We start from the raw sequence: 11,680 nt of genomic DNA on the forward strand, positions 1-11,680 counted from the left end.
GGCATGCTGAGCTTCGTGCACCCCCGGAATCCAACCGCTGCCCCCTCGCGGGTCCTCTTTTACGGTGTCACCGGAAGCGGCAAGTCCTCCGCGGCCCGTGCCTATGCGGCGAGAACGGGGCTCCCGGAGTTCTGTGCCGACGACGATATCGGCTGGCTCCCGGGCTGGCGCCAGCCGGATACCGCCGAGCAGCGGGAGCTCGCGGCGCGCATCGCCGGCCAGGACAAGTGGGTCCTAGACAGTGCCTACGGAGTCTGGCGTGACCTAGTTGTCCCGCGCGCGGAACTGATCGTGGGCCTGGACTATCCGCGGTGGCTTTCACTGCTCCGGCTGATCCGCCGCTCACTTCGCCGGGTCATCGCCCGGGAAGAGGTCTGCAACGGAAACCGGGAAACGTTCGGCCGCCTCCTCGCGCCCGATTCGATCATCGGCTGGCATTTCCGCTCGTTCAGCCGCAAACGGCGGGTCATGCGCGAACTGGAGAGCTCTCCGGGCACCGCGGAGGTCCTCATCTTCCGCCACCCCCGCGAACTCGCGGCGTGGCTCCAGGGCCTCCCGGAAGGGGACCCGCAACCTGCCCGGTAGGGCCGGTGCGCACCTCCCGACGACGCCGGCCCTCACCCGCGGATTGGCTCACCGCGCCCGTCGACGGCGGACGGCCCCCGGCGTCGTCAATGGCCCGACGCCGGACCGCCCGGCCGCCGTTACGCGGCTGCTATTTCTTCCCGAACAGCCCGCCCAGCAGGCCGCCGAGGCCGCCGTCGTTCTTCCGGGTGTCGCTCTGCGTGTCCTGCGGAACGCCTTCCTGCTGTCCGGGGAGGTCGATGTCGATCAGCTCGCCCGGACGGGGTTCGTTGCCGGACGGCTGGCCCTGTGGGACAGCCTGCGGGACGGCCTGGGGCTGCAGCTCGGGCTCGACAGCATTGTCCGGGCCGCCGGCGTCGGAGGCTACCGCCTCATTGGCCGTGCGCTGCTGCCCGCCGCCCAGTATGCCCCCGAGGATGTCGCCCAGGCCGCCGGCGCCGCCCGCACCGCCCGCACCACCGAGAATTCCGCCGAGGATGCCGCCCACGTCGATGCCCCCGGCACCGGCCCCGGCATCCTGGCCGCCCCCGGTACCGCCCCCAAGGGCGCCGCCGCCCGCCTGGCCGCGTCCGCCCAGGACCTTGTTGGCGAGGTAGGACATAACGATCGGTGCGAGCAGGGGGAGGAGCTTGCGGACCAGGTCCCCGCCCACTCCGCCCAGCTGCGCGGTGCCCGCCAGCTGGTTCGCGACCTGGTCCTGCCGGCCGCCGAAGACATGGTTGACGATCTTTTCGCCGTCGGCAGTATCGACCTGCGCGGCATCCACACCGCCGTCGACCAGCCCGTCGTGGTGCTGGCTGAGGGCGGATTCCAGCGAGGCCGCGCCCTCCGGAGCCTGGGCGTTGCTGTGCAGCCCGGCGAGGAGTGTGGGCACGGCGGCCTCCACTGCGGTCTGGGCGGTTTGCCGGTCGGTCCCGAGCATGTCGGCGATCTGGTCTACCGGGATCTGCCCGAGGATGTCCTGAAGCTCAGTCATGGCGTTCTCCTTCAGCCGCGGGCCGCGCCGCGGACATTGATGGCGGCGGCGGCCGCCTGGCCGTCGCCGAACTGGTGCCCTTGCATCGTAGCCCGGGCCCGGGAGGGCGGAAAGGCGGCCGCCGACGCCGCAGGTGCCGTCCGGGAACCGGGGCGAATGCGGGTAATCTTAGAGAGTTCCGGAGCCGGCCCAACCCTCCGGAGGCGTTCATGGCAGGCAGCAAAAGGCGAGGTAGATGGTCCACATCTGGAACGATCCGTCCGAAGTCCCCGCGGACTTCGGCCCCTCCGTGGTCACGTTCGGCAACTTCGACGGCGTGCACCGCGGCCACCAGCAGGTTCTCTCGCAACTCATCCGCACCGCCCGCCTGAACCACGCCCGCGCCGTCGCCATCACCTTTGACCCCCACCCGGCGCAGGTACACCGCCCCGAATCCGCGCCCGAGCTCATCATGGGGCTGGAGGACAAGCTCGTCGCCCTCGGCGAGCTGGGCCTGGACGCCGTCCTGGTGATGAAGTATTCGCTGGAACTGGCTAGCCTCACACCCGAGGAATTTGTTTCCACCGTGCTCGTCGACGCGCTCAAGGCCAGCCATGTCGTGATCGGCCACGACGCCCGCTTCGGCCGCGGCAACTCCGGAGACCTGGACACCATGAAGGAGCTGGGCGAGAAGTTCGGCTTCGAGGTCCAGGTCATCAGCGAGTTTGGTTCAGAGGGCTATCCGTTGCACCGCACCGATGACACCGACGACGACGGCGCGGGGGACCGGCGCTGCTCCTCGACCTGGGTCCGCGAAGCCCTGCGGGAGGGCGACGTCGCCACCGCCGCCGCCGTCCTGGGCCGGCCGCACCGGATGCGCGGCGAAGTGGTCCACGGTGCCGCCCGCGGCCGCGATCTCGGCTTCCCCACGGCCAATCTCTCCTCCGCCGCCAGCGGTTACATCCCGGCGGACGGCATCTACGCCGGCTGGCTCGTAGACCAGGCCGGCACACGCTGGCCGGCAGCCATCTCCGTCGGCTCCAACCCGACCTTCGACGGCGTCAGCCGGCAGGTCGAAGCGCACGTGATCGACCGCCCGGAGGAAGCCGTCGAGGACTTCGATCTGTACGGCCAGACAGTCGTGGTCGAATTCGTGGCCCGGTTGCGCGGTATGGTCGCGTACCGTGGCCCTGAAGCGCTGGTTGAGCAGATGCGGCTGGACGTCATCCAGGCGCACGGCATCCTGTTCGCCGCTTAGGGCGCCCCGTTTGGCAAGGAAGGCCAGTAGTGACGATTGAGAAGAACACGCGGGAGCTGGACAAGGACATTGTCCGCGACTTCAGCTCCCGGATGAGCTACGCCTCGTACCTGCAATTGCCGACCCTGCTCAGCGCCCAGCAGCCGGTCAGCGAGCCGGAGCACCACGATGAGATGCTGTTCATCATCCAGCACCAGACCACGGAACTGTGGCTCAAGCTGGTGCTGCACGAACTCCGAAGCGCCGCGGCCTGGCTCCGCACCGACGACCTCGGCTCCGCGCTCAAGGCGATCGCCCGGGTCAAGCACATCCAGAAGACCCTGACCGAGCAGTGGTCCGTACTGGCCACCCTGACGCCCACCGAGTACTCCCAGTTCCGCGGCTTCCTCGGCAACTCCTCAGGCTTCCAGTCCAGCCAATACCGGGCGGTGGAATTCCTGCTCGGCAACAAGAACCGCAAGATGCTCCCGGTGTTCGAGTCGGACCCCGAAGCCCACGGGATGCTGTTGGAGCTGCTCGAATCCCCGAGCATCTACGACGACTTCCTCGCCTACCTCAAGCGCCAGGGTTTCGACGTGCCGGCCTCGGTCCTGGACCGCGACGTGAGCCAGGCCCACGAGTTCTGCCCGGAGCTGGTCCCGGTCTTCAAGTACATCTACGAAAACGCGGCCAGCAACTGGGGCGCCTATGAGGCCTGCGAGGAACTCGTGGACCTGGAGGACAACTTCCAGCTCTGGCGCTTCCGGCACCTGCGGACCGTGCAGCGCACCATCGGCATGAAGGCCGGCACCGGTGGCTCCAGCGGCGCCGCCTTCCTGCAAAAAGCGCTCGAACTGACCTTCTTCCCCGAACTGTTCGCCGTCCGCACGGAGATCGGCCAGTGAGCGCCGAACCGGCAGGGCAGGCCGCCGACGCCCTGTGGCAGCGTGCCCTCGACCTCGACGCTGCGGACCCGCTCGCCTCCTACCGCGGCCACTTCGTCGGCACCGACACGGACCTGTCCTACCTGGACGGCAACTCGCTGGGCCGGCCGCTGAAGCGCACCGTCACGGACATCAGCAGCTTCATCGAGGACAGCTGGGGCGGCCGCCTGATCCGCGGCTGGGACGAGGAATGGCTGGAGCTGCCGCAGGCCATCGGCGACCAGCTGGGCCGCGCCGTGCTTGGCGCCGCCGCAGGCCAGACCATCATCGCCGACTCCACCACTGTGGTGCTCTACAAGCTGATCCGCGCCGCGCTGGCCGCCGTCACGGACCCGGCCCGCACCGAGATCGTGCTCGATACGGACAACTTCCCGACCGACCGCTACCTTGTCGAGGGTATCGCCCGCGAAGAGGGTCTCACGCTGCGCTGGATCGAGGCGGACCCTGCCTCCGGTGTCACCGTGGAACAGGTGCGCTCCGCCACCGGCCCGGCCACCGCTGTGGTGGTTCTGAGCCAGATTGCCTACCGCTCCGGTTTCCTCGCGGACCTGCCCGCTATCACCGCCGCCGTCCACGACGCCGGCGCGCTGGTGGTGTGGGACCTGTGCCACTCCGCCGGTTCGGTGGAGATCGGCCTGGATACCGCGGACGTGGACTTCGCCGCCGGATGCACCTACAAATACCTGAACGGGGGACCGGGCTCGCCCGCGTTCGCCTACGTCAACGCCCGGCACCTGCCCGGCCTGCAGCAGCCGATCTGGGGCTGGATGGGGCGCAAGGACGCCTTCGAAATGGGGCCCGGCTATGAGGCTGCTGCCGGCATCCGGGGTTTCCTCAGCGGCACCCCGGCCGTCTTCGGCATGCTCGCCATGCGCGGCACGCTGGACCTGCTTGAGGAAGTCGGCATGGCCCCGGTGCGGGAGAAATCCCGGCTGCTGACCGCGTTCGCCGTCGAACTCCATGACGCCTGGCTGGAACCGGCCGGGGTGCGGCTGGCAACTCCGCGGGACCCGGAGCTGCGGGGCAGCCACATCACGGTGGATCACCCGGCCTTCCGCGAAATGACGGCGGCGCTGTGGGAGCAGGATGTGATCCCGGACTTCCGGGCGCCGCAGGGCATCCGGATCGGCCTGTCGCCGCTGAGCACCTCGTTCGCCGAGCTTTACCGGGGCGTCGCGGCGATCCGCGACCTGCTCCCCGACGCCGGGTAAGCGTCCGGCTCAGCGGCCGCCGCGCCGGGCGGTTTAGACAACTTCGGCGGCGTGCCAGTAAACTAAACGTTGGATCCGGCTGCAGTCCGTGGCGGCTGGCTCTTGTTGTGTAGGAATCCTGTACCACTGGGATAAGGATTCCGGCGCGGCACCCCCGGCAGTGAATTACTGTTTCGGGCCTCACGGCACATCTCTAGGAGTTAACGTGGCACTTGAAGCCGCTGTAAAGCAGTCCATCATGAAGGATTTCGCAACGTCCGAGGGCGATACCGGTTCGCCGGAGGTCCAGGTTGCAGTCCTGACCCAGCGGATCAAGGATCTGACTGAGCACATGAAGGAACACAAGCACGATTACCACACCCAGCGCGGTCTGCTGGCCATGGTCGGTCGTCGCAAGCGTATGCTCACCTACCTCAAGAACACTGACATCAACCGCTACCGTGCGCTCATCGAGCGCCTCGGCCTGCGCCGCTAGTCAGCTCTAAGGGGCGGCCCCTTCCATCGGGAAGGGGCCGCCTTCTTCAAAAAACTCAACAGGAGGATCAACCGCATCACGCATTCGCGGTCCTCGGTAGTGATCTCCGGGAACGGCCACAAGGAACTGTGGCCCTAGCCCGTGGATCTCGATCGATGGCCGGGTGCAGTGCAGGCCAGTAGACAGATGCTGGACTGGGTTGATGCGGCTGGACTCCGTAAATCAAGAAACGGAGGTGACTCTCTTGGAGGGTCCCGAAATCCAGTTCTCAGAAGCCGTCATTGACAATGGCCGCTTCGGCAAGCGGGTTATCCGCTTTGAAACCGGCCGTCTTGCCAAGCAGGCAGCTGGCGCAGCCATGGTCTACATCGATGAAGAGACCGCGCTGCTGTCCGCAACCACCGCCGGCAAGCACCCGCGCGAAGGTTTTGACTTCTTCCCGCTGACCGTCGACGTCGAAGAGCGCATGTACGCCGCGGGCCGCATCCCGGGCTCGTTCTTCCGCCGCGAAGGCCGCCCCTCGACGGAAGCCATCCTGGCCTGCCGCCTGATGGACCGCCCGCTGCGCCCCGCGTTCGTGAAGGGCCTCCGCAACGAGGTCCAGATCGTCGTCACCGTGCTGTCCATCAACCCGGACGAGCTGTACGACGTCGTCGCGATCAACGCGTCCTCGATGTCCACCCAGCTGTCCGGCCTGCCCTTCTCCGGCCCGATCGGCGGCGTCCGCGTTGCCCTCGTCGCCGACGAGAACGGCTCGCAGTGGGTCGCGTTCCCGAAGCACTCGCAGCTCGAGAACGCCGTCTTCAACATGGTTGTTGCCGGCCGCATCGCGGGCGACGACGTCGCCATCATGATGGTTGAAGCCGAAGCCACGGACAACTCCTGGAACCTGATCAAGGAACAGGGCGCCACCGCCCCGACCGAAGAGGTTGTTTCCGAGGGTCTCGAGGCCGCCAAGCCGTTCATCAAGGCCCTCTGCGAAGCACAGTCCGACCTGGCAGCCCGCGCCGCCAAGCCGACCGTCGAGTTCCCGGTCTTCCTGGATTACCAGGACGACGTGTACGCCGCTGTGGAGTCCGCTGCCGCCGAGAAGCTGGCCGCTGTCTTCCAGATCGCCGACAAGCAGGAGCGCGACACCGCCTCCGACGAGCTCAAGGATGAGGTCATCTCCTCCCTGGCCGGCCAGTTCGAAGGCCGCGAGAAGGAACTGTCCGCAGCCTTCCGCTCCGTCACCAAGCAGGTCGTGCGCCAGCGCATCCTCAAGGACCAGATCCGCATCGACGGCCGTGGCCTGACGGACATCCGCCAGCTCACCGCCGAGGTCGAGGTCCTGCCCCGCGTCCACGGCTCGGCCATCTTCGAACGTGGCGAGACCCAGATCATGGGTGTCACCACGCTGAACATGCTCAAGATGGAACAGCAGATCGACTCGCTGTCTCCCGTGACGCGCAAGCGCTACATGCACAACTACAACTTCCCGCCGTACTCCACCGGTGAGACCGGCCGCGTCGGTTCCCCGAAGCGCCGCGAAATTGGTCACGGCGCCCTCGCAGAGCGCGCCATCATGCCGGTGCTGCCGTCCCGTGAGGAATTCCCCTACGCGATCCGCCAGGTGTCTGAGGCTCTCAGCTCCAACGGTTCGACGTCGATGGGTTCCGTCTGCGCCTCCACGCTGTCCCTGCTGAACGCAGGCGTACCGCTGAAGGCCGCCGTCGCCGGTATCGCCATGGGCCTGGTCTCCGACCAGGTCGACGGCCAGACCCGCTACGCCGCACTCACCGACATCCTCGGCGCCGAAGATGCCTTCGGCGACATGGACTTCAAGGTTGCCGGTACCTCCGAGTTCGTCACGGCCATCCAGCTGGACACCAAGCTCGACGGTATCCCGGCGTCGGTCCTGGCCGCCGCCCTGAAGCAGGCCCGCGAAGCCCGCCTGCACATCCTGGACGTGCTGAACTCCGCGATCGACACCCCGGACGAGCTCTCCGAGTTCGCGCCGCGCGTCATCGCGGTCAAGATCCCGGTAGACAAGATCGGCGAGGTCATCGGCCCGAAGGGCAAGATGATCAACCAGATCCAGGAAGACACCGGAGCCGACATCTCGATCGAGGACGACGGAACCGTCTACATTGGCGCCACCAACGGCCCGTCTGCCGACGCAGCACGGTCCGCGATCAACGCCATTGCCAACCCGCAGGTGCCGGAAATCGGTGAGCGCTACCTGGGCACGGTCGTCAAGACCACGACCTTCGGCGCCTTCGTTTCCCTGACCCCGGGCAAGGACGGTCTGCTGCACATCTCCGAGCTGCGCAAGATCGCCGGCGGCAAGCGCGTGGACAACGTCGAGGACGTCGTTTCGGTCGGCCAGAAGATCCAGGTGGAAATCACCAAGATCGACGACCGCGGCAAGCTCTCCCTCTCGCCCGTCGTGGCCGACGAGGAAGGGTCTGCGGACGCTGCCAACACTGAGGTCGCCGAGGAGTCCGCAGAGTAGTCTTTCCTGACTCGCGCAGCGGGGCCGGTGGATTCGTCCACCGGCCCCGCTGCCGTTAAAGGCAGGTAGGATTGCAGGCAGATTTGGCACGTTTTTAGGAACGGTTTTATGGAAAGGCCTTAATGACTGTCGTCCCCCTGCCGCTTGAGCAGAACCAGCACGCTGACACCCTCATTCACGGCGCCGACGGCGGCTCGCAGGTGCGGCGCTCGGTGCTGCCCGGCGGTGTCAGGGTGCTGACCGAGGCGATGCCGGGGCAGCGTTCGGCAACGATCGGCTTCTGGGTTGGCGTCGGCTCGCGCGACGAGGCCCCGGGCCAGCACGGCTCCACCCACTTCCTGGAGCACCTGCTGTTCAAGGGCACCAAGCGGCGCACCGCCTTGGAAATCGCGTCGGCCTTCGATGAGGTGGGCGGGGAATCGAACGCCGCCACCGCCAAGGAAAGCACCTGCTACTTCGCCCGCGTGCTGGACACGGACCTGCCGATGGCGATCGACGTCATCGCGGACATGATCACCGGCGCCGTGCTGGACCCGCAGGAGATGGAGCAGGAGCGCGACGTCATCCTCGAGGAAATCGCCATGGACAGCGATGACCCCACCGACGTCGCGCACGAACACTTTGTTGCCGCCGTGCTGGGCACGCACCCGTTGGGCCGCCCGATCGGCGGCACGCCGGATGCCATCCGCGCCGTCGCCCGCGATTCGGTCTGGGACCACTACCGCCGCTACTACCGCCCGGACGAGCTCGTTATCACGGCCGCCGGGGGACTGGACCACGACGTCGTCTGCGAGCTGGTGGTGGGTGCCCTGCACTCCGCCGGCTGGGAACTGGAGCACGACGCCGCCCCGGTGCAGCGCCGCTCCACCGAGCGCGCCGCCATCACCGGCACCGCCGGGCTGCATGTGGTCAAGCGTCCGGTGGAACAGGCCAACATCATCATGGGCTGCCCCACGATCGTCGCCACGGACGACCGCCGCTTCGTCATGAGCGTGCTCAACGCCGTGCTCGGCGGCGGCATGTCCTCCCGGTTGTTCCAGGAGGTCCGCGAGAAGCGCGGCCTGGTGTACTCGACCTACTCCTTCGCCTCCTCCTACGCCGACGCCGGGTACTTCGGCATGTACGCCGGCTGCACGCCCTCGAAGGTCCGGCAGGTCCTGGAGCTCCTGAGCGCCGAGCTGGACAAACTGGCCGAAGGCGGCATCTCCGAAGAGGAACTGCGCAAGGCCGTGGGCCAGCTCAGCGGCGGCATTGTCCTGGCGCTCGAGGACACCGGTTCGCGGATGTCCCGGCTGGGCCGCGCCGAGCTGGTGTCCGGCGAATACCAGGACATCGATGAGACGCTGCGGCAGATCAAGGCCGTCACCGCGGCCGAGGTGCAGGAGCTGGCGCGCGAACTCGCGGCCGCCCCGCGGACCGTCACCGTGGTAGGTCCGTTCGAGGAATCCGAGACCTTCGGCCTCTGATCCGGACCCTCCCTCAGATCAGGTGGGAAAGCTGCCGATCCTCCCTCAGATCCGGTGTGGAAACTGCCGATCCTCCCTCAGATCAGGCGGCGACGGGCGCGGGCTCGGGGACGCGGCGGCACACGGTGGTCATAAAAGGGCTGAACTCGCTGGCGCTCCCCAGCCGCAGCCCGGCGGCGTGGGTTAGCTGGCCGTCCTCAACCCGCAGGGTGTGCCGGGCGGTGCCGCGGTCACTGCGCCGCTCGATGGTCAGCGTGCCGTCCTGCCAGCTGGCGCGGGCCGGGGCCTCCGGGGGCAGGCCCAGGCTGTTCACGTGGTACCAGAGCGTATCGGGACGGACAGGGTCCATGGTGAAGACGCCGACGCTCTCGGTTTTGGACCCGTCGGCCTCGATATGGCGGTAGCTCATGGTCACGGCCAAGCCCGCAGCGGCCCGGGCGAACACGACCTCGGCCGCAGCGGTACGGGCCGGACCCCAGGCGGTGGCTTCCCACTGGGTGGTCCCGCTCCATTGCCCCAGAAATGACTCAAGGGCCTCGTGTGCGCTGCCTGGCAGCGGTCGATCCATGCTTCCTCCGAGTGGGATTCCCTCCGGCTGGCCCCGCCACCATCATCACGCCGTGTCCCGCGGCTGTAAAGGATCGAACCCGGGCTGGATCTGATGGAGGGCCCGACCGTCCCGCTCCTTTTCTGCGGGAGGGTTGGGTGTTCCCGCCCCTGTTCTGAGGGAGGGTTGGGTGTTCCCGCCCCTGTTCTGAGGGAGGGTTGGGTGTTCCCGCCCCTGTTCTGAGGGAGGGTTGGGTGTTCCCGCTCCTTTTCTGCGGGAGGGTTGGGTGCTCCCGCCCCCCTTCTGAGGGAGGGCCGCAGCCATACGCCGTGCCGGAAAGTTGCCGGTTCGTTACCGGACGGGCGCAGAATCCCGTTGACACCGTGTGAGCTGGAACATAGATTTGCCGTAATCTGAATCACCTTTCAGGTTCAGCTGCAATCCCTTGTCAGACCTCCTGCCGGATCTCCTGCCCGGATTCCGCGGATTCTCAACGAAAGGCATCCCGTGAAGGATACAAAGAAGTTCCTGATGGCCGCCGTGATGGCCACCGGGCTCGCCCTCAGCGCCTGCGCCCCCACCGCCGGGTCGGCCGCGCCGGCGGGCTCCGGCGGTGCCGGCAAAGCCGCCGAGCCAGTCAATGTCGGCATCATCTATTCCAAGACCGGGCCCCTCGCGGCCTACGGCGCCACCTACTACGAGGGCCTCCAGGCCGGCATCGACTACGCCACCGGCGGCACCGGCGAAATCAACGGCGCCAAGATCAACCTGACGTACGCGGACGACGCCGGCGACCCGGACAAAGCCGTCACCGCCGCCAAGGACATGATCGGCAAGGGCTACAAGATTATTGGCGGCACGGCGTCGTCAGGTATCGCCGTGAAGCTCGCGGAGCAGGCGCAGCAGAACAAGGTGCTGTACATTTCCGGGGCAGCGGCCACCGACGCGATCCAGGGCGTTAACAAGTACACCTTCCGTTCCGGCCGCCAGAGCCTGCAGGACGTCGCCACCGCCGGCACCTTCATCGACACCAAGGGCAAGAAGGTCGTCGTCTTCGCACAGGACAACGCGTTCGGCCAGGGCAACGTCGCCGCCGTCAAGGCAGTCCTCGGAGCCAAGGGCGCCACTGTGGGCTCCGTCTTGGTCCCGGAAAACCAGGAACTGACCCCGTTTGCGCGTCAGCTCCTCGACACCAAGCCGGATATGGTTTTCGTGGCCTGGGCCGGGGCAACCACGGGCAGCATGTGGCAGGCGCTCAGCCAGCAGGGCGTGTTTGACGCCGCGCCCGTCGTGACGGGCCTGGGCGACGCATCCAGCTTCGGTGCCTACGGCCCGGCGAGCTCCAAGATCAGCTTCCTCAGTCACTACTTCCCGGGTGCCTCAAGCACCGAGGTGGAAAAGAAGATGATCTCCTCCGTCGAGAAGGCCGGCCACAAGGCCGACCTGTTCACCCCGGACGGCTTCGTCCTCGGCCAGCTGATCGCCCAGGCAATCAAGGAAGGCGGCGGGACGGACCCTGACGCAATGGTCAAGGCCCTTGAAGGCTTCACCTTCGATGGCCCCAAGGGCAAGCAAACCGTCCGCGCTTCGGATCACGCCCTGATCCAGGACATGTACCAGGCCAAGCTGGTCCAGAAGGGTGAGACCTGGGCTCCCGAGCTCGTCAAGGTCATTCCCGGCGACACCGTCGCCCCGCCGGAAAAGAAGTAGCCGCCAGGCGCTTCGGCGCCCGGCACGCTACCCGGACCAGCGAGCTAGAACAAAGG

Annotated in this window: 10 protein-coding genes; 8 read left to right on the forward strand and 2 right to left on the reverse strand. The window is 67.3% G+C overall.

Annotated features, from left to right (window positions below):
• Nucleotides 1-3: 3 nt before the first annotated feature.
• Nucleotides 4-585, forward strand: coding sequence for a P-loop NTPase family protein (locus tag AC1MBE_RS15590; RefSeq protein WP_479779476.1), 582 nt, complete (start codon nt 4-6; stop codon nt 583-585).
• A gap of 130 nt (nt 586-715) precedes the next feature.
• Here the strand turns inward: AC1MBE_RS15590 and AC1MBE_RS15595 are convergent, their stop codons facing one another.
• The gene (locus AC1MBE_RS15595; protein ID WP_479779478.1) at nt 716-1,561 is read right to left on the reverse strand and encodes a DUF937 domain-containing protein; all 846 of its coding nucleotides are present in this window, start codon (nt 1,559-1,561) and stop codon (nt 716-718) included.
• Between the two features lie 235 nt (nt 1,562-1,796).
• Between AC1MBE_RS15595 and AC1MBE_RS15600 the strand changes: the two genes are divergently transcribed.
• From AC1MBE_RS15600 to AC1MBE_RS15625, 6 genes are all read left to right on the forward strand, one after another.
• Complete coding sequence (locus AC1MBE_RS15600; RefSeq protein ID WP_479779480.1) at nt 1,797-2,798, forward strand: bifunctional riboflavin kinase/FAD synthetase; 1,002 nt, start codon at nt 1,797-1,799, stop codon at nt 2,796-2,798.
• A 29-nt stretch (nt 2,799-2,827) separates the two neighbouring features.
• On the forward strand, nt 2,828-3,682 hold the full coding sequence (gene kynA, locus AC1MBE_RS15605; RefSeq protein WP_479779482.1) for a tryptophan 2,3-dioxygenase: 855 nt from the start codon (nt 2,828-2,830) through the stop codon (nt 3,680-3,682).
• A complete protein-coding gene (locus AC1MBE_RS15610; RefSeq protein WP_479779483.1) occupies nt 3,679-4,932 on the forward strand; it encodes a kynureninase in 1,254 nt (417 codons plus the stop codon). The genes kynA and AC1MBE_RS15610 overlap by 4 nt, the downstream gene beginning before the upstream one ends.
• Before the next feature lie 205 nt (nt 4,933-5,137).
• Nucleotides 5,138-5,407, forward strand: a complete 270-nt coding sequence (gene rpsO, locus AC1MBE_RS15615; protein WP_138769772.1) for a 30S ribosomal protein S15 — start codon at nt 5,138-5,140, stop codon at nt 5,405-5,407.
• 244 nt (nt 5,408-5,651) lie between these two features.
• On the forward strand, nt 5,652-7,901 hold the full coding sequence (locus tag AC1MBE_RS15620) for a polyribonucleotide nucleotidyltransferase (RefSeq protein ID WP_479782652.1): 2,250 nt from the start codon (nt 5,652-5,654) through the stop codon (nt 7,899-7,901).
• Nucleotides 7,902-8,023: 122 nt separating this feature from the next.
• Nucleotides 8,024-9,367 (forward strand): M16 family metallopeptidase, encoded by a 1,344-nt coding sequence (locus tag AC1MBE_RS15625; protein ID WP_479779485.1) that lies wholly within the window; start codon nt 8,024-8,026, stop codon nt 9,365-9,367.
• A gap of 82 nt (nt 9,368-9,449) precedes the next feature.
• Here AC1MBE_RS15625 and AC1MBE_RS15630 read toward each other — a convergent pair whose 3' ends face one another.
• A complete protein-coding gene (locus tag AC1MBE_RS15630) occupies nt 9,450-9,935 on the reverse strand; it encodes a DUF1579 domain-containing protein (protein WP_479779487.1) in 486 nt (161 codons plus the stop codon).
• A gap of 486 nt (nt 9,936-10,421) precedes the next feature.
• Here AC1MBE_RS15630 and AC1MBE_RS15635 point away from each other — a divergent pair, with 486 nt between their 5' ends.
• On the forward strand, nt 10,422-11,624 hold the full coding sequence (locus AC1MBE_RS15635; RefSeq protein WP_479779489.1) for a substrate-binding domain-containing protein: 1,203 nt from the start codon (nt 10,422-10,424) through the stop codon (nt 11,622-11,624).
• Nucleotides 11,625-11,680: the final 56 nt, after the last annotated feature.

It is taken from the genome of Arthrobacter sp. BG5 (genome assembly GCF_056680155.1).

Excerpts from the sequence above, each read along its gene's own strand:
- AC1MBE_RS15595 (WP_479779478.1), bottom strand. The coding sequence starts at position 1,561 with ATGACTGAGCTTCAGGACATCCTCGGGCAGATCCCGGTAGACCAGATC.
- AC1MBE_RS15600 (WP_479779480.1), top strand. The coding sequence starts at position 1,797 with ATGGTCCACATCTGGAACGATCCGTCCGAAGTCCCCGCGGACTTCGGC.
- AC1MBE_RS15625 (WP_479779485.1), top strand. The coding sequence starts at position 8,024 with ATGACTGTCGTCCCCCTGCCGCTTGAGCAGAACCAGCACGCTGACACC.
- AC1MBE_RS15630 (WP_479779487.1), bottom strand. The coding sequence starts at position 9,935 with ATGGATCGACCGCTGCCAGGCAGCGCACACGAGGCCCTTGAGTCATTT.
- AC1MBE_RS15590 (WP_479779476.1), top strand. The coding sequence starts at position 4 with ATGCTGAGCTTCGTGCACCCCCGGAATCCAACCGCTGCCCCCTCGCGG.